The sequence below is a fragment of the Rhizobium sp. CFBP 8762 genome (assembly GCF_014841565.1).
Taxonomy (GTDB): Bacteria; Pseudomonadota; Alphaproteobacteria; order Rhizobiales; family Rhizobiaceae; genus CFBP-8762.
In genome coordinates this window covers 33,399-53,332 of the sequence record NZ_JACYUD010000001.1, presented here as the reverse complement: position 1 = coordinate 53,332, position 19,934 = coordinate 33,399, and the positions used below count along the sequence as shown (strand labels likewise).

Genomic DNA, 19,934 nt, shown 5'->3' with positions numbered 1-19,934 from the left:
ATGAATGCGCGCGTGGCACTGCAACTGACTGGCGTGGAAAGACATTACGGGCAGGGTGAAACAACCCTTTCAATTCTGAAGGGTGCTGATTTTGTCCTCCGCAGCGGCGAGACCGTTGCGCTGGTGGCACCTTCGGGAACGGGCAAGTCCACGATGCTGCACATTGCGGGTCTTCTGGAACGTCCAGATGCCGGAGAAGTTCTCATCAATGGCGTGTCCTGCGGATCGTTGTCCGATGAGCGCAGAACGGCAATCCGGCGCAACGACATCGGCTTCGTCTACCAGTTTCACCATCTGTTGCCGGAATTTACCGCGCTCGAAAACATTATGATGCCACAGCTGATTTCCGGCCTGACCAAGGCGGAAGCAAGTGAGAGGGCCGCTGCGTTGCTGGACTATATGCGCATCGGCCATCGTGGCGACCACCGTCCATCGGAACTCTCGGGTGGCGAGCAGCAACGCGTGGCGATCGCACGCGCAGTTGCCAACGCGCCGCTTGTTTTGTTGGCCGATGAGCCGACAGGCAATCTCGACCCCGAAACGGCCGGTTACGTCTTTCAGGCCCTGGAAGCGCTGGTTCGTCAATCCGGCCTTGCTGCCATGATCGCGACTCATAACCACGACCTCGCATCCATCATGGATCGTCGCGTGACGATGGAAGACGGCAAGATCGTCGAACTGCGTTAAACCCGGTCGCAACAGCCCTTCAATATTTATGGCCGAACAGAGCTCCGTTCCGAAAAAGAACGCAGCACGAACGAATCTGTCTTGACGTGTGAACACAGATAGAACAAAATACGGACATATCAGGACAGGAGCAGGATATGACCGACTTTATTCGTGACCTCGCAGCGTTCACCTCCATTGCCATGTTTGTTGCAACCGTTTCTCTTATCGTCATCGGATTGTGAAAGTAGGAGCCATAACATTTGCGTATGGGCTCGCGCAAACCTTTACATCGCGTTTGGGAATCGGGATAGCATGCTAGTGAAAGCCTCGACGCCGCCTTGATGCAGTCGTTGAGCATGGACGAGTAAAAAGGCGACAGCGATGGCGGATATGGGCATGGCACAGGGTGCGGCAGGGTCTGCTGACGTGGCAAGCGGACCCGGATTTGTTCATCTCAGGGTTCATTCCTCTTTCTCGCTGCTGGAAGGCGCGTTGAAGATGGACAAGATCATCGACGCTGTCAAAGACGATGCCCAGCCAGCCATCGGCATTGCCGATACCAACAATCTCTTCGCCGCACTGGAGTTCTCGACCAAGGCTGCAAAAAGCGGGCTGCAAGCCATCATCGGGTGCCAGTTTTCCATTGATATGGAGGACGAGGTGGCCGGGGAGCGCAGGGGTGCCAATCAGCATCTGGTCAAACTGCCAGCCATTGTCATCATTGCGTCCACCGAAGGGGGCTATACGCGGATCGTTGATCTGATCAGCCGCGCCTATCTCAACGGCGATAATACACAATCGGTGCGGATCTCGATGACGTGGCTTCGGGAGGTTGGCGGTGAGGGGCTGATTGCTTTGACTGGCGCATCGACCGGCCCGGTCGATATGGCACTACGCTCCGGCCACGCGGAATTGGCGGAGAGCCGGTTGTCTGCCCTACACGACATTTTCGGCGACCGTCTCTACATCGAGTTGCAGCGACAAGGTCATTATGACCGGCGCCATGAAAGCCGGATGATCGATCTTGCCTATCGCCATGATGTGCCGCTGGTGGCAACCAATGAGGCCTTCTTCCCGACACCGTCGGATTACGACGCCCATGATGCGCTCATGGCTGTGGCGCACAATGCGATTGTATCGGATGACACGCGGTTTCGGCTAACACCGGATCATTATCTCAAAACCCGGGCCGAAATGGCGGCTTTGTTTGCCGATTTGCCGGAAGCACTCGACAACACGGTCGAGATTGCGCAGCGCTGCTCGTTCATGTTGAAGACACGGAGTCCCATTCTGCCCCGTTTTACCGGCGCATCGGACGACCCGGCGGAAGCCGAACGCGCGGAATCGCTGGAGTTACGCCGACAGGCGGTCGAAGGCCTCGATATACGCCTTGAGAAGCTTGGAATGGCACCGGGTTATAGCGAGCAGGATTACCGCGAGCGGCTGGATTTCGAACTCGGCGTTATTGAGCGCATGAAATTTCCCGGCTACTTCCTGATTGTTGCCGACTTTATCAAATGGGCAAAATTGCAGGATATCCCGGTTGGTCCGGGACGTGGTTCCGGCGCGGGATCTCTGGTTGCCTATGCGCTGACCATTACGGACGTCGATCCTCTGCGCTTCTCGCTGCTGTTCGAACGGTTTCTGAACCCCGAACGCGTGTCGATGCCCGACTTCGACATCGACTTCTGTCAGGACCGGCGCGAAGAGGTTATCCGCTACGTGCAGGCCAAGTATGGCCGCGAGCAGGTAGCGCAGATCATCACCTTCGGGTCGCTACAGGCACGCGCTGCCCTGCGCGACGTGGGGCGTGTGCTGGAAATGCCCTATGGGCAGGTCGACAAGATCTGCAAGCTTGTGCCGAACAATCCCGCCAATCCGACGCCACTGTACAAGGCGATTGAAGAGGAGCCGCGCCTGCTGGAGGAGGCGGAGAAGGAGCCTGTCGTTGCACGGCTGCTGGATATCGCACAGAAGCTGGAAGGGTTGTACCGCCACGCGTCTACCCACGCGGCAGGCATTGTGATTGGCGATCGGCCGTTGTCGCAACTGGTGCCGATGTATCGTGATCCGCGCTCCGATATGCCGGTAACGCAGTTCAATATGAAGTGGGTCGAGCAGGCCGGCCTCGTCAAGTTCGACTTTCTCGGCTTGAAAACCCTGACCGTGCTGAAAACGGCAGTGGATTTCATCGCGAAGCGCGGAATCTCCGTCAGTCTGGAAGGGCTGCCGCTGGATGATCAGAAGTCCTACGAGATGCTGGCCCGAGGTGACACGGTGGGCGTGTTTCAGGTGGAAAGTGCCGGTATGCGAAAGGCCCTCATCGGCATGCGTCCCGACTGCATTGAGGATATCATTGCGCTCGTGGCTCTGTATCGTCCTGGCCCGATGGAGAACATCCCTGTTTACAACGCACGCAAGCACGGCGAAGAAGAAGTCGAGTCGATCCATCCGAAAATCGATTACCTGCTGAAGGAGACGCAGGGCGTTATCGTTTATCAGGAACAGGTGATGCAGATTGCGCAGGTTCTGTCCGGCTACTCGCTGGGGGAAGCTGATTTGTTGCGCCGCGCCATGGGTAAGAAGATCAAGGAGGAGATGGATCAGCAGCGCGCCCGTTTCGTACAGGGGGCGGTGGCGAATGGGGTTTCAAAGCCACAGTCCGACCTGATCTTTGATTTGCTGGCAAAGTTTGCGAACTACGGTTTCAACAAGTCTCACGCTGCAGCCTATGCCATCGTGTCCTACCAGACCGCCTATGTGAAGGCGCATTATCCGGTTGAGTTCCTTGCCGCGTCGATGACGCTGGATATGTCGAACACCGACAAGATCAACGATTTCCGCCAAGATGCCAAGCGCTTGGGTATAGAGGTCATTCCACCGTCCGTGCAGACGTCCTTCCGCTACTTCGAGACCGGCGAGAACAGGATTTTCTACTCTCTGGCGGCACTGAAAGGCGTGGGCGAGGCGGCGGTGGAGCATATCGTGGCCGTGCGCGGCGATCAGCCTTTTGCGAGCCTAGAAGACTTCTGCCTGCGCGTTGATCCGAAACTCTTGAACCGGCGGGTGTTCGAAAGCTTGATTTGCGCCGGTGCGTTCGATTGCTTTGGGCGAGACCGCGCGGAGCTTGTGAGCGGGCTGGACAGAATTATCGGATATGCCCAGCGCGCGCAGGAAAACAAGGTCAGCGGCCAGAGCGATATGTTCGGCGCAGGCGCTGCAACAGGGCCGGAGACCATCAGCTTTTCCGGCTTTACGCCTTGGCTATCGTCAGAAAAGCTGCATCGGGAATTTCAGGTTCTAGGCTTTTACCTCTCAGCGCATCCTCTCGATGCTTATGACCCGCTTTTGAAGAAAATGCGCGTGCAAACTTTTGCGGACTTCTCCGGCGCGGTAAAGCAGGGGGCTATTGCCGGTCGCTTAGCAGGCACTGTCACGTCCAAACAGGAGCGCAAGACCCGCACCGGCAACAAGATGGGTATCATCGCATTCTCGGACTCGTCAGGTCAGTATGAGGCGGTGTTGTTTTCCGAAGCGCTGGCGCAATACCGGGACCTGCTGGAGCCGGGCAAATCATTGGTCATGACGGTTGCAGCCGAGGAGCGCCCGGAGGGCATCGGGTTGCGGATACAAACGCTGCAGTCGCTTGAAGAAAAGTCTCTGCAGATGCAGAAGAAGCTGCGTGTTCATGTGCGTGACAAGGGACCGTTGAAGGCTGTCGCTGCGCATCTGAACGCCAAGGGAGATGGCCTTGTTTCCTTTATCGTCGTGAAGGACGACGGCGAGCGTGAGATCGAAGTGGAGTTGACGGAAAAGTACCGTATTTCCCCGGAAATTGCAGAGGCTTTGCGCTCGGCACCCGGCGTTGTGGAGGTCGAGCTTGTCTGACCGGCAATGCGGTATCTACTTACGGTACAGCAACCAGTTGCGGCCCGATTCTTTTTTCATGCCGTTCTCGTAGATGACTGAGCGGTTGCGGCCTGCGGTCTTGGCGCTGTAGAGTGCAATGTCGACCATGGTGTAAAGGTCGTTCGGGTCCTCGGCCTCCGTCGCCATGCAGATGCCCAGCGATACGGTCAGTGGGCCGTAATCCGTACCGGTGCGTTTGTTTTTCAGGGGTGTTTCCTGAATGGCCAACCGAATGCGCTCCGCAACGGCGAAGCATTCGTCCTGCGTGCTGTCGTCCAGAATAATCGCAAATTCCTCGCCGCCGGTCCGTGCCACGAAAACATCCGGCCGGACATTGGCCCGGATGATCGATGCGACCGTCGCCAGTATCTTGTCGCCCACGGGATGGCCGAAGGTATCGTTGATTTTCTTGAAGTGATCAATGTCAGCGACCAGAAGGCCAGTATAGGAACGACGTTTTTCCGAGTTGAAAATGCTGGCCAGCCGGTCATCGAAGGCCCGACGATTGGAGAGACGCGTTAACGAATCGGTATTGGCGATGCGCTTGTACTCGTCGAGTTCCTGGCGAACCCTAGCCATTTCCTGTGAGGTCTGATCGGCTGATTCCGCGCGGTCCTGTCTTCTCGCAATGCTATCAGCGGTCGCTTCGCTCAGCACGGCGATGGCTTGCCGCAGAATGTCGGCACTCGTCATGTTCTTGGAGTTGATCTGCGAATAGGTATCGCCCAGAACACGGGTGTAGCTTTCGAGTGATTGCTGTTCGTCTTTCAAAAGGCTCAACAGCGCATCGAGCGTGGATGACAAGCGGAAGTGAGCCTGGTCGATTTTTCCAGCACTGTGATGGTGCGCGAAATACTGTGCACCCAAGGCATCCAGTTCGCCTTGCGCAGCGCGCGAGCCCAGCGCTGCCAGATCCTTGGTCAGTTGAGGATTGGAACCGAGATAGGCTTCGTAATAAAGCTCATAATTGCGAGGAATGGGAGAGACGCCCATGGCACGCATGGCATAGGCAATCTGTGCGCCAATATCGGCAACATGCGGACGCGAACCACTATCCGTACTCATCGAATCACTCACCTTTAAGAAGCCTGCGGCTATCAACTTAAGCGAGATAACTCTAATACAGTTAAATATATCTTGGCAAAAAGACTGCGCCGTTTTTTTGAACAGCGCAGTTGTCAGTTTCAGGAGGGGCTGATCATGGTTTCCGGACGAACGATGCGGTCGTAATCCTCACCGGAGACCAGACCGGTGGCAATGGCCTCTTCGCGCAGGGTGGTGCCGTTCTTGTGGGCGGTCTTGGCGATCTTGGCAGCGTTATCATAGCCGATCGTAGGCGCAAGTGCGGTGACCAGCATCAGGGACCGGTCCACGGCGGCCTTGATATTGTCTTCCCGAGCCTCGATACCGACGACGCAATTGTCGGTGAAGGATACAGCGGCATCTGCGAGAAGCTGCACCGACTGGAGGAAGTTGTAAGCCATCAGTGGATTGTAGACGTTGAGTTCAAAATGGCCCTGGCTGCCGGCAAAGGTCAGCGCCGCATTATTGCCGAACACCTGCACGCAGACCTGCGTCAACGCTTCGCACTGGGTGGGGTTGACCTTGCCTGGCATGATGGACGAGCCCGGCTCGTTTTCCGGCAGCGAAAGTTCGCCAAGGCCGGAACGGGGACCGGAGCCAAGGAAGCGAATGTCATTGGCAATCTTGAAGAGGGCGGCGGCGGCTGCGTTGATGGCGCCATGGCTGAACACCATGGAATCATGCGCTGCCAGTGCTTCGAACTTGTTAGGCGCGGTTACAAAGTCGATGCCGGTAATGGCAGCAATGTGCTCGGCCACCTTTTCGGCAAAACCGATGGGGGCGTTCAGACCGGTCCCCACCGCAGTGCCGCCCTGTGCCAGTTCGCACAGACCGGGAAGGGTCAGTTCGATCCGCTTGATAGACGATGCAACCTGTGCAGCATAACCGGAGAACTCCTGGCCGAGCGTCAGCGGCGTTGCGTCCTGTGTGTGAGTGCGCCCGATCTTGATGATATGGTCGAACGCCTTGACCTTGGCTTCCAGGCTAGCATGCAGGTGCTTGAGGGCGGGCAGCAGATCGTGAACGATGCGCTCCGCACACGCGATATGCATAGCCGTTGGATACGTATCGTTGGAGGACTGGCTCATATTCACGTGGTCATTGGGGTGAACGGGCTTTTTGGAGCCCATCACACCGCCCAGCATTTCGATGGCGCGGTTGGAAATCACTTCATTGGCATTCATGTTCGACTGGGTGCCGGAGCCCGTCTGCCACACGACAAGCGGGAAGTGCGCATCCAGCTTGCCATCGATGACTTCCTGAGCTGCTTTCACGATCGCGTCGCCCACGGCGGGATCAAGTCGGTTCAACTCGACATTGGCACGAGCCGCAGCCTGCTTGACGATACCGAGCGCACGAACCACCGACAGTGGCTGCTTCTCCCAACCGATCTTGAAGTTGCCAAGTGAGCGCTGCGCCTGCGCGCCCCAATATTTATCATTGGCGACCTCAATGGGGCCAAACGTATCAGTTTCCGTGCGCTTCGCTGTCATCGCTTCCTGCTTTCATCATGCGAACCCATTTGCCCAATCAGCCGATAAATGCCCGCATGATTGACATTACCAGCGTCCACCTCGCCAAGCCCCAGCCCTTGCGGCTATCAGCATCGCGCGGCCTCCCAAACAGCCCACTCTCTCTGGCCAACTTGCCGTTCCTTGTAAAGAGTGCTGTCGCAATTGCCGATTGTTTAAACGATTGAAAGCGAATTTCTGCTGGCATGACCCAATTTGCACCATGCCCGCCGTGACAGTTTCGTCACAGCGATCCGCAAAGGCAGCATGCCAAAATTTGCACGAAAAATGCCAGGAAATTTTTCTCTAACGATTTCATGTGTTTGAGTACCGATACGTTCCCATAGGTCTGGCAACCAGTCATATTTTTGGCTGGGCATTTCCTTTTCATTCACCATGGTTTTCTATAGTCCTGAGGGCCTGCACTGGAGCATCGGACGTCGGCCGCCGCATGCAAACGGGCAATACGGGGACGCATTACCAATGACTTTTTTCAAGACAGCTATGACGGCTCTCGCGCTGACCTGCTGCGTATCGGCTCTCGATGCGCGGACAGCGGAAGCAGGAACCTTGTTTGATCTTTTTCGCCGGAAGCCGAAGGTTGTTGAAGAGTTTCCCGCACCGCCGGTCGCAGTGGTTGCGCCCCCTGTGGAAAAGCGGGTTGCTAAGGCTGCGCCGCGTGTCGTCGGGCCGCGTTATTACACTTATAAGGCCGAAGCGCTGCGCCGCGTCGCCATTGCCAGAGCGCCCGAGGCTTCCGATCCGATTGTAACCAGTTCTGTTTCCAGCGACACGGCACAGCCGGTCGCTGCAACACCGTCGGCCGACATGCATCAGTATCTGTCGACGGTGGATGTCCGTGCGACGGCGGATGTGGCCAAGGCCGTCGAAACATTTTATGCACAGAACAGTGATTTCCTGTGGTTCAATGGCACGGCCATCAACGAGCGCGCCCGCGCCGCTCTGGCCGTCCTGAGCGATGCCGGCAAAGTAGGACTCGATGTCGCTGACTACGAGGTCTCTGTTCCCGCCGATACGTTCAACGAGCAGGATCTGGCTGGCCGCGGGCAGGCGCTCGTACAGTTTGAAGTCAAGCTGTCTGCTGCTGTTCTGTCGTTTGTGTCCGATACAGTACGGGGACGGATCGATCCCAACAAGATTTCCGGCTATCACGATTTCAAGCGCAAGAGCCTCGATCTGGTCTCTGTGCTGGATACGGTTCGCGATACCGACGACGTCTCGGCATTCCTGAAGGGGCAGACGCCGAATGGGCCGGAGTTCACTGCGCTTCAACGGGCGCTGGAAGAGTTGCAGGGATCACAGGTGTCTGAGCCAAACATCGTGATTGCCCCGAACACCCTGTTGAAGCCTGGCATCAGCAACCCGGAAATGAAGAACGTGGTTGCCGCCATTCGCCAGAAGGCGAGCAGCCAGATAAAGACCGATCACGCCGCAACACTTGCCGCCTATCAGGATACGTCGGAATACACACCGGAACTGGTAGCGCTGGTAGAAGCGTTCCAGAAGGAACATGGCTTGAAAGCCGATGGTGTTGTCGGGCAGGCGTCCATTCGTGTGATGACCGGTGGCGATACCGCGCAGGCGAAAATCAACAAGCTGATCATCGCGATGGAGCAGGCGCGTTGGCTGCCCAAGGACCTGGGTGCCCGTCACGTCTTCATCAACCAGCCAGCCTTTATGGCCTATTATACCGATGCTGGCGCCGAGCAGTTTTCCATGCGCGTGGTTGTTGGTTCCAAGTCCAACCAGACCTATTTCTTCAATGATGAAATCCAGACCGTGGAATTCAACCCGTCCTGGGGTGTGCCGCAGTCCATCATCATCAATGAAATGCTGCCGAAGTTGCGCAACGATCCCGGCTATCTGGACCGCATGGGCTATCACGTCGAAGTGGGCGGCAAGAAGGTGGCGTCCAGTGCCGTCGACTGGTACAGCCTGCCGAAGTCCGTTGCCGTGCGTCAGCCACCGAGCGATGACAATGCGCTGGGTGAGTTGAAGATATTGTTCCCCAATGCACACGCTATCTACATGCACGACACCCCATCAAAGAGCTTCTTCAACAAGGATCAGCGGGCATTGAGCCATGGCTGTATCCGCCTGTCCGACCCGCGCCGCATGGCGGCAGCGGTTCTCGGCACATCGCTGGATGACGTTGCCAAACAGATTGCCGGGGGCCGTAACAAGGCTGTGCCGTTGCCGACCAAGATTCCCGTTTACGTTGCCTACTTTACTGCTTGGCCAAACAAGGACGGTGTCGTTGAATATTTCAATGACGTGTATGATCGCGACAGCTACATGAACAAGGCGCTGGATGCGACGAAATCAGCCCGTCACAATACAGTTTAAAAAGGCGGCCTCCGGGCCGCCTTTTTATCGGCGGAGCAGCTTGTGAACCAGATCAGGCGTCAATTCATCGAAGTGGTGAATGACCTGTGTGGGGTTCAGGTCTTCGATCGGCACGTCCGAATAGCCGAAGGGAACGCCGATTGACGGGATGGAGGCATTTCGTGCCACCAGAATGTCATTCAGGCTATCGCCAATCATGATGGCCTGCGTCGGGTCTGCATCGGCCATGGCGATGGTGGAGAGCAAATGCTCGGCATTGGGCTTGCGCACGGCGAAGGTGTCGCCACCGGTAATGGCCGCAAAGCGAGCCGTCAGATCAAGTGTATCCAGAAGCTTCCGGGCAAGGGCTTCCATTTTGTTGGTGCACACGGCCAGCTTGAAGCCTGCCGCCGAGAGGGCATCCATGGCTGCCAGCACGCCGGGATAGGGCCTGGAAAGACCCGGCATCGTATCGCTGTAGTAAGCGATGAATTCCTTGAGCTGAGATTGCAGATCGTCGTCGGTGAGTTCTTTCTGGCGCAGCGAATAGGTCCGCTCGATCATGGCTTTTGCGCCATGACCGACCAGATGCGTCAGATCTTCATAGGTGACCGGCTCTACACCTTTTTGCGCAATAGCGTGATTGAGGCCGGCAACAAGATCGACAGCGGTGTCGACAAGTGTGCCGTCCAGATCGAAAACAACAATGGGGCTGGTCAAGATAGTCTCCTGAGGCAAAGAGCGGGTACAACGGTGGTAGAAGATGGATTCCCGGAACGCAATGACGCGCACGATATCGGCTGCTCTTTTGTGAGCGGTCGCCATTTGGGTCTTTTGTTTGGCGCGGGAGCCGTGTAAGTGTCTTTCCCACCGGGGAGCCGGGCAGGGGATGAGTAAGCTTTTAGGGAGTTGTGGCGCATGGACGCCCGCCAGATGAAAATCAAAGCTGCGCAAGTGGCTCTCGGTCATGTGGAAAACGGTATGCGTCTGGGCATTGGCACCGGGTCCACGGCTGAGGAATTCATCAGTCTTCTGGCTGAAAAGGTAGCCGATGGCTTTCAGGTTCAGGGGGTGCCAACCTCCGAGCGCACAGCGCGGCTGTGCCTCGACCTCGGCATTCCCCTGATGTCGCTGGATGAACTGCCGGAACTCGATCTGGCCGTCGACGGCACCGATGAAGTCGATCATAATTTACGGTTGATCAAGGGCGGCGGCGGTGCGCTGTTGCGCGAAAAGATCGTTGCCAAGGCCTCCGACCGTATGATCGTCATCGCCGACGAGACCAAGCTTGTCGACACGCTCGGTGCGTTCAAACTTCCGATTGAAGTCAATGCCTTTGGACTAGTTGCCACACGGCTGGCAATCGAATCCTGTGCGGACCGCCTTGGCTTGACGGGTGCTATCGAGCTGCGCATGGTCGGTAACGATCCTTTTTATACGGATGGTGGCCACTTGATCCTGGACGCATCTTTTGGCCGTATTCCTGATGCAGATGCGCTTTCGAGCCATTTGCATGCCATTCCCGGTGTCGTAGAGCACGGGCTGTTTATCAATATGGCGTCTGTCGCCATCATCGCCGGACCGGCGGGGGCACGGACGATCACCGCCAATTCACTACAGGAGCACTGAAACGCATGGTAAAATTTGCCGGTTCCGGCCGCACGATTGCCGCCTCCCTTTTCGCTTGCAGCGCAATGTTTGGCGCTTCCGCCCATGCGCAAGAGGTGAACGAAGACCAGATCAAGGCTGCGCGGGCAACCATATCGTCGTTGGGCGTAACCGACAGCTTTGATAACATTCTGCCGAATGTTGCCGAACAGCTGAAAGGCACCCTGATTCAGGCATCGCCCAACTATCAGGACGTCATTACCAAGACGGTTGATGAAAAGGCGATTGCGCTTGCGCCTCGCCGGGCCGATCTGGAACGAGAAGCTGCTTCCATCTACGCCAAGACATTCTCGGTTGAAGAGTTGAACGCAATCTCCGCCTTCTACGGTTCTGAAGCGGGCAAGAAACTGCTTCGTGATGGTCCGATTGCCACACGCGAAATGCTGAAGGCGGCGGATATCTGGGCCAGCGGAATCTCCCGTGATCTTGCCGCCGAAAGCGACAAGGCACTGGAAGCGTCAATTGGTGCTGCGGTCCGCGCAAGCCAGACCCAGCCGGGTGCCGAGCAGCCAGCACCTGCACCTGCACCAGCGCCAGCCCAGTAACGTGGCACGGATATAAAATTTGGCGAAGCCCGGCATCTGTCGGGCTTTTGCTATTCAGGCTTTTTTCAACAACCCGACCGGAGGTGCCATGTCTACCTTTGATTACGATCTTTTTGTCATCGGCGGCGGCTCCGGCGGGGTGCGCTCCGCCCGTTTGGCAGCGTCGCTCGGCAAGCGTGTGGGCATTGCGGAAGAGAGCCGCTACGGCGGCACTTGCGTTATCCGTGGCTGTGTGCCCAAAAAACTTTATGTCTACGCCTCGCAGTTTGCGGAGCATTTCGAAGATGCTGCCGGTTTCGGCTGGACAGTCGGTGAGCGTCAGTTTGACTGGTCCAAGCTGGTTGCCGCCAAGGATGCGGAAATCACCCGTCTGGAGGGGCTTTACCGCAAGGGACTTGCCAATGCGGGCGCCAACATTCTGAACACACGCGCCGAGCTTGTCGGTCCGAACAGTATAAAGCTTCTGGCAACCGGTGAAACGGTCACAGCCGAACGCATTTTGATCGCCGTTGGCGGACGCCCCAGCGCCCATGGGTCATTACCCGGACACGAATTGTGCATCTATTCGGACGACGCTTTTGATCTCAAAGAATTGCCACAATCCATTCTCATTGCGGGTGGTGGTTACATTGCCGTGGAGTTTGCCAATATTTTCCATGGGCTGGGTGTTGAGACGACGCTGATCTATCGCGGCAAGGAAATTCTCTCGCGGTTCGACAATGATATGCGTCAGGGTCTGCATGCAGCCATGGTGGCCAAGGGCATTCATATTCTGTGCGAAGATATCATCATGTCCGTCGAGAAAACCGATGACGGCCAGCGTCGGGCGATGACGAAAGCCGGGGAGACTCTGGTCGTTGATCAGGTCTTTCTGGCGCTGGGCCGGGAGCCGAACACCGCCAGTCTCGGGCTGGAAGCCGCAGGCGTTGTGACGAACGACCGAGGAGCCGTGTTGGTGGACGCCTATTCTCGCACCAATGTACCCGGCATATTTGCGCTCGGCGATGTAACGGACCGGGTGCAGCTCACCCCTGTCGCCATTCATGAAGCCGTGTGCTTTATTGAAACGGAGTTCAAGGGCAATCCGGTATCGCCAGATTTTGATTTGATTGCGACTGCCGTCTTTTCACAGCCGGAAATTGGAACGGTTGGCCTAACGCAGGATCAGGCTGCGGAAAAGTTTGAGGACTTGGAAGTCTATCGCGCCGAATTTCGCCCGATGAAAGCCACGCTGTCTGGCCGAAACGAGAAGACGATTATGAAACTGATCGTCAACGCTGCCGACCGTAAAGTGGTGGGGGCCCATGTTCTCGGCCATGACGCCGGGGAAATGGCGCAGATTCTCGGCGTGGTTTTGAAGGCTGGTTGCACCAAGGATGATTTCGACCGGACAATGGCGGTGCACCCGACAGCAGCTGAAGAGCTTGTAACTATGTACAGCCCTTCCTATCGTATCAAAAATGGCGAACGGGTCTGAAAACCGGAACGCTGACTTTGCAACGCAAACGTTTAGGGTTTATAAGCCCGCATCCGCATGTCCTGTACCAGATCTACTGGGCACGCTGACTGCGGCAAAAGCGAGAAACAGGTGAACACCATGGTACAGAATTGGACCCCGAACAGCTGGCGGAATAAACCCATTCAGCAGGTGCCGGATTATCCGGACCTTGATGCATTGGCCGCAACGGAAGGTCGTCTTGCCAAGTTTCCGCCGCTGGTGTTTGCAGGCGAGGCGCGCCGCCTGACCAAAGCGCTTGGTCAGGTTGCCGAAGGCAAGGGCTTCCTGCTGCAGGGTGGGGATTGCGCTGAAAGCTTTGCCGAGCACGGTGCCGATACCATCCGCGACTTCTTCCGCGCGTTCCTGCAAATGGCGGTTGTGCTGACGTTTGGTGCGCAGCAGCCTGTGGTCAAGGTTGGCCGTATTGCAGGTCAGTTTGCCAAACCGCGCTCGTCCAATATCGAAAAGCAGGGCGATATCGAGCTTGCGAGCTATCGCGGCGATATCATCAACGGCATCGAGTTCACACCGGAAGCGCGGGTGCCGAACCCGGAACGCCAGATCATGGCCTATCGCCAGTCGGCAGCAACGCTCAATCTGTTGCGCGCGTTTGCACAAGGCGGCTATGCCAATCTCGATAACGTGCACCAGTGGATGCTGGGTTTCGTCAAGGACAGCCCACAGGCCGAGCGTTACCGCAAACTGGCTGATCGTATTTCCGAGACGATGGACTTCATGAAGGCTATCGGCATCACCTCGGAAACCAATGCCAGCCTGCGGGAAACCGATTTCTTCACCAGCCATGAGGCGCTGCTGCTTGGCTATGAAGAAGCACTGACCCGTGTCGATTCAACCTCGGGCGACTGGTATGCGACATCGGGCCATATGATCTGGATCGGTGACCGCACGCGCCAGCCCGATCATGCGCATATCGAGTATTGCCGTGGCATCAAAAACCCGCTCGGTTTGAAATGCGGTCCTTCGCTCAGCGCCGATGGTTTGATTGAGCTGATCGACATTCTGAACCCTGCAAACGAGGCGGGCCGGTTGACGCTGATCTGCCGGTTCGGCCACGATAAGGTTGCTGAACACCTGCCGCGCCTTATCCGTGCGGTGGAGAAAGAGGGCCGCAAGGTTGTGTGGTCGTGCGACCCGATGCACGGCAACACGATTACGCTCAACAACTACAAGACCCGGCCATTTGAGCGTGTCTTGTCGGAAGTCGAAAGCTTCTTCCAGATCCATCGCGCAGAGGGAACGCATCCCGGCGGCATCCATATCGAGATGACCGGCAATGACGTGACTGAATGCACCGGCGGCGCACGCGCCGTATCGGCGGAAGATCTTTCGGACCGCTACCACACGCATTGCGACCCACGCCTGAATGCCGATCAGGCGCTGGAACTTGCGTTCCTTCTTGCGGAGCGCATGAAGGGCGGCCGCGATGAAAAGCGGATGGTCGTGAACGGCTAGAGCATTGCCAGTAAAAGCGGAACCGCTTTTCCGTTCGGACAATGCGACAAAACAAGGAGCAAGAGCATTTTTGGCGAACGCGAGTTCGCCGGAAATCTATTCTAAAAAGGGCGCCTGATCGTAAGGTCTGGCGCCCTGCATTATACCCGGAAATGGGCCTGAATCATCCGCGCCGCTTCCGGCCAGTCAGCTGCTGAGGTCATGCCGGCATCCAGCGGCGGCAGGAAAACGCGGAAATGCGCATTTGCCATGATGTGGATGATCAAACAGTCCGGCACATGCTCCCTGACGGACCGCAGGTTGCGCAAGATATCGTCCACAAACACAACTGGCTGTTTGCGCAGACGATGCAGCCGTTGCACCACGGGCCCCTTTGCTCCCTCGGTCGCAACAAGCGGATAGTGTAGACCAAACCGATCCAGCAAGGCCCGTCGCAAGGTTTCGTGCCGCGGCGCCATAGCAGTCAGAAACACGATATCGGCATGGTCTGACAAAGCGGTGAGGGCTTCCGACACGCCTGTCGCCGGAAATTGCCAGTCGCCCTGGGCAATGAAAAAAGCTTCCAGAAGATCATCCACGATGTCTTCGCGCAGGACCTCACTGGTGCCGGCATGGACGACATTGCCATGCAGCTTGAACGAACGCGCCAGTAACTCGTATCCCTGTGACTGAATGAAGCCACGAAAGGGGGTAAGAAACTCCAGCACGACTTCGTCGACATCGCAAACGATCAGCGGACGCTCATTGAGCTCGATATGATCGAGCGAAACTTCGGGCATGTCCTGTGCGTCACTCATAATCAGCTGGCCCGGATAGTGTGTGATGGGCGCGGACAACCGTTTCCGGGGGCGTGTCGGTTGCCTCACAGAAAGCCACCAGTGTGGGTTCATGGTTCATCAGAAAATCGACAAGGCCTGCGAGAAAGCCGGGGTCGTTGACGGCGTTTCGCATGCTGCTGGCATCGACACCCGATAGCGCCATGAAACGCCCAAGCAGCTCAGGCTCGGACGCCAGCCAGCCAAGGATCGAAATTGCGACGTCTTCCGCAGGCTTCTGCATTCAGCATTCCTTCGTGTTTACCGGATCTTATCGGGTGATCACGCATGGTCCGTGAATCATTTACCCAATTTTCAACCTAAAGAGCGTAACCTCATTTAGGTGGACAGATAGGATTCGGCAATCGGGCGACTATATCAAGTGATGGATGTCGCGAGAGTGAACCGGGATAAGGGAAGTCAATGCCCAAACAGGTTATGATTGTCGAAGACAATGAGCTGAACATGAAGCTGTTCCGCGACTTGATCGAAGCGTCTGGCTACACGACAATTCAGACGAGAAACGGCATGGAAGCCCTTGATCTCGCTCGCAAACATCGTCCCGATCTTATTCTTATGGACATCCAGTTACCGGAGGTTTCGGGCCTTGAGGTGACGAAGTGGCTGAAGGAAGACGACGAGTTGCACACAATTCCGGTGATCGCGGTCACAGCCTTTGCGATGAAGGGTGATGAGGAGCGAATCCGGCAGGGCGGATGTGAAGCGTATGTTTCTAAGCCGATCTCCGTACCAAAATTTATAGAAACGATAAAAACCTATTTGGGCGATGCCTGAGCGGGCCGGGCCGCTGAACCCGAAACGGATAGAGACATGACCGCGCGGATCCACGTTGTTGCTGCAGACCTGAAACTGACCCAGTCTCTGTCGGAGCGCCTGTCCACTCAATTGTATCAGGTTGAGGTCAGCCAGTCCGGCAGAGACGTTCTCGAACGCGGGGGAGATGGTGTCCCGGATCTGATTATCATTGCGCAGCATTTGTCAGACATGGACGCCTATGCGTGCACCCATCACCTGAAACGCAATGCACTCTTGTCATCCATTCCGGTTATTCTCCTGGCGGAGCGTGGCGACGCCTCAGCGCGGGTCCAAGGCTTGCAAGCTGGTATCGATGATTTTTTGACTTTCCCCATCGATGATGTTGAGTTGACAATTCGGGTAAAAAGTTTGTTGCGGCTCGGGACGGTGGCAAACGAGGTGAAGGAGCGGTGCGATACCGCTGCCAGCATGGGCATTCGCAACGCTACGCCCAACAGCGGTCAGTTTCTGGATGATCCGCTGCGGGTTGTGCTGATTACGCAGCAGGATGCGATTGCCGACCATGCCACACGGTTTCTCAAACCCGTGGCGGACGCGGTTCTCATTAACGGCGATGATGTGCTTGCATTGAACAGCCTTGCGCATGTCGATTTGATTCTCTCGACGATTTCCGGTGCCAAGGAGTTGGCCGCCTGCCAGACCCTCAGAGCGCACGCGCAGACGCGTCATGTACCCATCCTTGGGATTGTACCCGCCGACACTGATTCGGGCCTGCAGCAATGCTCGCAACTGGGCCTGACCGACTTTATACGGATGCCGCTCGATCAGAGCGAGCTGATCGCCCGTAGCCTGATGCAAATGCGGGGTAAGAGGCTGAACGACAGACTGCGAGCACGTATAGGAGAAGATGACAGCAGCATCGTCACCGATGCGATCACCGGCTTGCCGAATCAGAACTACCTCGACAGCCATCTGTCACGTTTGATCAAGCGCGCTCACGCTCGCTCACAGCCGCTGACCGCGAGCGTCATTGGGGTTCAAGATCTTGCCTTGCCTGATGCGGCATTGATCCAACTGGCACAGTCTATTTCGCGGCTACTGAAAACAGTTATCCGTGGTGCAGACCTTGTCTGCCGGACTGCGCAGGACCGTTTTGTACTGGTGATGCCGGATACGTCGATCATGGCTGCTGACAGCGTTCTGGAGCGCTTGAGGATGGTTTTGCAGGCGGAGCTACAGCTTTCTCCCCTGGTCTTGGGCCGAGCTGAACTCAGCGAAGCAGACGACAGCAGTGAGACGCTTTTGGCGCGCGCGCTTGCCGATGGTCTGCCAGGCGAGGCGACGCAGATCGACAACACACTGGAAAGCTGTGTGTAACTTTCGACAAAATTCAGAATACAACAGCGATTCCTTAAGTAACTGTTGATTTTATAAGCGAGTATGACACTCTCTGACTTAAGGGCATACCCCATCAGTTACCTGCAGCACCCGAGGCCGCCGCATCTCTCGGGCCTGTAGGCGCGGTCGATCGGCCTGTGACATCAGTGGTTCCTCGTGCCGCTGTTACAGGCTGATCGACCCACCCTTTGCTATTCTCCCGTGAATTACAGTGTTTGTTCAATTATAAACACGCAACAAAAAAGGCGCTGAGCATAGCTGCAGCGCCTTTTTAAAATTAACCAGATCAAAATTACTTGATCTTCGTTTCCTTGAACTCGACATGCTTGCGCGCAATCGGGTCGTACTTTGTCTTGCTCATCTTGTCCGTCATGGTACGGCTGTTCTTCGTGGTTACGTAGAAGAAGCCCGTGTCGGCTGTCGAGAGCAGCTTGATCTTGATGGTGGTAGCTTTCGCCATGGTTGTCCTGCCTTTATAAAACTACGCCATGGCCGTGTATGAGTTACCAAGGCTTAAATCTGGCGCCAACCTACAAATCGCCCCCGAAAAGTCAAGTCCGTTTTGCGCTGAAACCCAGTCGTGCAATGGAAAGTACGACATACATGGCGAAAAACAGCACAATAGCCCAGACGAAGCCGTTGTTTCCCATTTTATCCATTGCAACACCGATGGCCTGCGGACCGGCAACCGTGCCAACGGCGTAGGAAAAGATGAACGCTGCATTGGCGGCGGCCAGGTCCGGGCCGTGCAAACGCGAGCCGAGATGGCTTAGCCCCACCGTATAGAGGCCCGATACGCAGCCACCCCACAGCAGCAGCACAATGGCCATCAGCGTCCAGCTGCCGATCAACAACGGCAGGCACAGAGAGCCAATCAGGCCGATGATTGCCAGAATGAAAAGGAGGTTCCGACGGTCCTTCATTCGGTCGGACAGCATTCCCAAGGGTATCTGGAAGACCACATTTCCAATGCCCATCATCGTCAACAGCAAGGCAGCATGCGATTCGCTGAAGCCGGACCGGGTTGCGTAGATGGGAAACAGGGACAGGCCCCCTGATTCGACCGCGCCAAAAACAAACACAGCGGCCGTCGCCGTTGGCACCAGAAAGATATAGCGCAGGAAATGCATTTCCGGTTTTTCGTGAATGACCGGGTTTTCATGCCGCGCAATGTAGATGGGAATAGCCGCAACCAGAATCACGGCAGCGCCGACCGCAAATGGTAGGACGCCGTCGCTACCCAATACCGAAAAAAGCAGCGGCCCTAGTGCAAAGCCTAGCCCCAGAAGTGTTGCGTAGATACCGAGAACGAGGCCGCGTTTGTGGGTGGGAGAGGCCGCGTTGATCCAGAACTCGGAAAGGATGAACAACACGGTTATGGCACCGTGGAAAACCACGCGCAGCGGAAACCACAGCAGAAAGTTTTCGACATAATAGAAGCCGATTGCACTGGCCGCTGCACAGAGGATCGCGACCAGCATGGTATTGGAAACGCCGAAATGCTGGCTGAGCTTGGTGCTGAGCGGCGCGGCGGCCATGGAGGCAAGACCTGCCATGGCGGAATTCAAGCCGATCATGGAGGAGGAAATGCCACGCTTCTCCATGATGATACTCAGAAGCGGCAGTCCGAGACCGATAGCGATGCCAACGGCGGTGATGGCGGAAATGGCCGCGACGAGCGACGGCCAGTGAATCTCTTCAACTGGGCCAGTAGGTCTGGTCGTGGTTTTCGACATTTTCGAAGTCCTTGATGTCAGTCTGAGGATTCAGTCAGTCTATATCGGTCAGGGTGCAAGAGGTTCCGGATCGTCGTCTCCAAAGCCGTGCATGCGTAACGCCCATTGCAAACCAATCACGCTCCCTTTGACTGGCTGAAGCAGAGCCAGCGATCCGAATACCGTGATGGGTGCCCAAATGGCCAGATGCGTCCATGTGGAAAGGGGAAAGACCAGATCGGTCATCATATACCCTGCCAACACCACATGTCCGATGATGGTGACCACGATATATGGTGGGAAATCATCGGCTCGGTGATGATCTAGCCGCTCATGGCAGACGGCACAGTTTTCGACGGAGCGAAGATAGGATCGAAACAGGCGACCCTCTCCGCACCGGGGACAGCGGTTTAAGAAACCCCGGCGCATGGAACGTCCGACTGGGCGTACCATGCCGTTTTGTGCGCCGTTCAGAACCATGCCGTTGTCATCTGCGTGCAATTCATCTGTGCGCATGGGGCGGTTCC

16 protein-coding genes and 1 pseudogene are annotated in these 19,934 nt (G+C 56.5%); 9 read left to right on the top strand and 8 right to left on the bottom strand.

Annotated elements, in window-relative coordinates; all coding sequences use genetic code 11:
• Both IFT84_RS00240 and dnaE read left to right on the top strand, forming a co-directional pair.
• Positions 1-687, top strand: a complete 687-nt coding sequence (locus tag IFT84_RS00240; RefSeq protein WP_192117532.1) for an ABC transporter ATP-binding protein — start codon at positions 1-3, stop codon at positions 685-687.
• 372 nt (positions 688-1,059) lie between these two features.
• A complete protein-coding gene (gene dnaE, locus IFT84_RS00235; RefSeq protein WP_446737567.1) occupies positions 1,060-4,557 on the top strand; it encodes a DNA polymerase III subunit alpha in 3,498 nt (1,165 codons plus the stop codon).
• A gap of 15 nt (positions 4,558-4,572) precedes the next feature.
• Here dnaE and IFT84_RS00230 read toward each other — a convergent pair whose 3' ends face one another.
• Both IFT84_RS00230 and fumC read right to left on the bottom strand, forming a co-directional pair.
• Positions 4,573-5,643, bottom strand: a complete 1,071-nt coding sequence (locus tag IFT84_RS00230) for a GGDEF domain-containing protein (RefSeq protein WP_192116648.1) — start codon at positions 5,641-5,643, stop codon at positions 4,573-4,575.
• Between the two features lie 119 nt (positions 5,644-5,762).
• Positions 5,763-7,173, bottom strand: a pseudogene (gene fumC / locus IFT84_RS00225) (class II fumarate hydratase).
• A 482-nt stretch (positions 7,174-7,655) separates the two neighbouring features.
• On the opposite strand from fumC, the gene IFT84_RS00215 reads away from it, so the two are divergent.
• Positions 7,656-9,539, top strand: a complete 1,884-nt coding sequence (locus tag IFT84_RS00215) for a L,D-transpeptidase family protein (RefSeq protein WP_192116645.1) — start codon at positions 7,656-7,658, stop codon at positions 9,537-9,539.
• A 24-nt stretch (positions 9,540-9,563) separates the two neighbouring features.
• On the opposite strand, the gene gph is transcribed toward IFT84_RS00215, so the two are convergent.
• Positions 9,564-10,238, bottom strand: a complete 675-nt coding sequence (gene gph, locus IFT84_RS00210) for a phosphoglycolate phosphatase (protein ID WP_192116644.1) — start codon at positions 10,236-10,238, stop codon at positions 9,564-9,566.
• 198 nt (positions 10,239-10,436) lie between these two features.
• Here gph and rpiA point away from each other — a divergent pair, with 198 nt between their 5' ends.
• The 4 genes from rpiA to IFT84_RS00190 all read left to right on the top strand — a co-directional run bounded on the left by rpiA (position 10,437) and on the right by IFT84_RS00190 (position 14,702).
• Complete coding sequence (gene rpiA / locus IFT84_RS00205; protein WP_192116643.1) at positions 10,437-11,147, top strand: ribose-5-phosphate isomerase RpiA; 711 nt, start codon at positions 10,437-10,439, stop codon at positions 11,145-11,147.
• A 5-nt stretch (positions 11,148-11,152) separates the two neighbouring features.
• A complete protein-coding gene (locus IFT84_RS00200; RefSeq protein WP_192116642.1) occupies positions 11,153-11,731 on the top strand; it encodes a DUF2059 domain-containing protein in 579 nt (192 codons plus the stop codon).
• A gap of 88 nt (positions 11,732-11,819) precedes the next feature.
• Positions 11,820-13,208 carry a glutathione-disulfide reductase gene (gor, locus tag IFT84_RS00195; protein WP_192116641.1) on the top strand — a complete coding sequence of 463 codons (1,389 nt, stop codon included), beginning with the start codon at positions 11,820-11,822 and terminating at the stop codon, positions 13,206-13,208.
• Between the two features lie 120 nt (positions 13,209-13,328).
• Positions 13,329-14,702 (top strand): class II 3-deoxy-7-phosphoheptulonate synthase, encoded by a 1,374-nt coding sequence (locus IFT84_RS00190; RefSeq protein ID WP_192116640.1) that lies wholly within the window; start codon positions 13,329-13,331, stop codon positions 14,700-14,702.
• A 140-nt stretch (positions 14,703-14,842) separates the two neighbouring features.
• Here IFT84_RS00190 and IFT84_RS00185 read toward each other — a convergent pair whose 3' ends face one another.
• Together IFT84_RS00185 and IFT84_RS00180 are read right to left on the bottom strand one after the other, a co-directional pair.
• The gene (locus IFT84_RS00185) at positions 14,843-15,499 is read right to left on the bottom strand and encodes a hypothetical protein (protein ID WP_244651039.1); all 657 of its coding nucleotides are present in this window, start codon (positions 15,497-15,499) and stop codon (positions 14,843-14,845) included.
• Positions 15,492-15,761, bottom strand: coding sequence for a DUF3572 domain-containing protein (locus IFT84_RS00180; protein ID WP_192116639.1), 270 nt, complete (start codon positions 15,759-15,761; stop codon positions 15,492-15,494). The genes IFT84_RS00185 and IFT84_RS00180 overlap by 8 nt, the downstream gene beginning before the upstream one ends.
• 179 nt (positions 15,762-15,940) lie before the next feature.
• Here IFT84_RS00180 and IFT84_RS00175 point away from each other — a divergent pair, with 179 nt between their 5' ends.
• Entirely contained in the window at positions 15,941-16,312 is a 372-nt protein-coding gene (locus IFT84_RS00175) for a response regulator (protein WP_192116638.1), read from the top strand.
• A 36-nt stretch (positions 16,313-16,348) separates the two neighbouring features.
• A complete protein-coding gene (locus IFT84_RS00170; protein WP_192116637.1) occupies positions 16,349-17,671 on the top strand; it encodes a response regulator in 1,323 nt (440 codons plus the stop codon).
• A 313-nt stretch (positions 17,672-17,984) separates the two neighbouring features.
• On the opposite strand, the gene rpmG is transcribed toward IFT84_RS00170, so the two are convergent.
• The 3 genes from rpmG to IFT84_RS00155 all read right to left on the bottom strand — a co-directional run bounded on the left by rpmG (position 17,985) and on the right by IFT84_RS00155 (position 19,923).
• Complete coding sequence (gene rpmG, locus IFT84_RS00165) at positions 17,985-18,152, bottom strand: 50S ribosomal protein L33 (protein WP_192116636.1); 168 nt, start codon at positions 18,150-18,152, stop codon at positions 17,985-17,987.
• Positions 18,153-18,243: 91 nt separating this feature from the next.
• Positions 18,244-19,428 carry an MFS transporter gene (locus IFT84_RS00160; protein WP_192116635.1) on the bottom strand — a complete coding sequence of 395 codons (1,185 nt, stop codon included), beginning with the start codon at positions 19,426-19,428 and terminating at the stop codon, positions 18,244-18,246.
• A gap of 48 nt (positions 19,429-19,476) precedes the next feature.
• Positions 19,477-19,923, bottom strand: coding sequence for a DUF983 domain-containing protein (locus IFT84_RS00155; protein WP_446737553.1), 447 nt, complete (start codon positions 19,921-19,923; stop codon positions 19,477-19,479).
• Positions 19,924-19,934: the final 11 nt, after the last annotated feature.

What these genes read in the sequence shown, in the direction of transcription:
- IFT84_RS00240 (WP_192117532.1), top strand. Translation starts at nt 1, where the DNA reads ATGAATGCGCGCGTGGCACTGCAACTGACTGGCGTGGAAAGACATTAC.
- dnaE (WP_446737567.1), top strand. Translation starts at nt 1,060, where the DNA reads ATGGGCATGGCACAGGGTGCGGCAGGGTCTGCTGACGTGGCAAGCGGA.
- IFT84_RS00230 (WP_192116648.1), bottom strand. Translation starts at nt 5,643, where the DNA reads ATGAGTACGGATAGTGGTTCGCGTCCGCATGTTGCCGATATTGGCGCA.
- IFT84_RS00215 (WP_192116645.1), top strand. Translation starts at nt 7,656, where the DNA reads ATGACTTTTTTCAAGACAGCTATGACGGCTCTCGCGCTGACCTGCTGC.
- rpiA (WP_192116643.1), top strand. Translation starts at nt 10,437, where the DNA reads ATGGACGCCCGCCAGATGAAAATCAAAGCTGCGCAAGTGGCTCTCGGT.
- IFT84_RS00200 (WP_192116642.1), top strand. Translation starts at nt 11,153, where the DNA reads ATGGTAAAATTTGCCGGTTCCGGCCGCACGATTGCCGCCTCCCTTTTC.
- gor (WP_192116641.1), top strand. Translation starts at nt 11,820, where the DNA reads ATGTCTACCTTTGATTACGATCTTTTTGTCATCGGCGGCGGCTCCGGC.
- IFT84_RS00190 (WP_192116640.1), top strand. Translation starts at nt 13,329, where the DNA reads ATGGTACAGAATTGGACCCCGAACAGCTGGCGGAATAAACCCATTCAG.
- IFT84_RS00185 (WP_244651039.1), bottom strand. Translation starts at nt 15,499, where the DNA reads ATGAGTGACGCACAGGACATGCCCGAAGTTTCGCTCGATCATATCGAG.
- IFT84_RS00180 (WP_192116639.1), bottom strand. Translation starts at nt 15,761, where the DNA reads ATGCAGAAGCCTGCGGAAGACGTCGCAATTTCGATCCTTGGCTGGCTG.
- IFT84_RS00175 (WP_192116638.1), top strand. Translation starts at nt 15,941, where the DNA reads ATGCCCAAACAGGTTATGATTGTCGAAGACAATGAGCTGAACATGAAG.
- IFT84_RS00170 (WP_192116637.1), top strand. Translation starts at nt 16,349, where the DNA reads ATGACCGCGCGGATCCACGTTGTTGCTGCAGACCTGAAACTGACCCAG.
- rpmG (WP_192116636.1), bottom strand. Translation starts at nt 18,152, where the DNA reads ATGGCGAAAGCTACCACCATCAAGATCAAGCTGCTCTCGACAGCCGAC.
- IFT84_RS00160 (WP_192116635.1), bottom strand. Translation starts at nt 19,428, where the DNA reads ATGTCGAAAACCACGACCAGACCTACTGGCCCAGTTGAAGAGATTCAC.
- IFT84_RS00155 (WP_446737553.1), bottom strand. Translation starts at nt 19,923, where the DNA reads ATGCGCACAGATGAATTGCACGCAGATGACAACGGCATGGTTCTGAAC.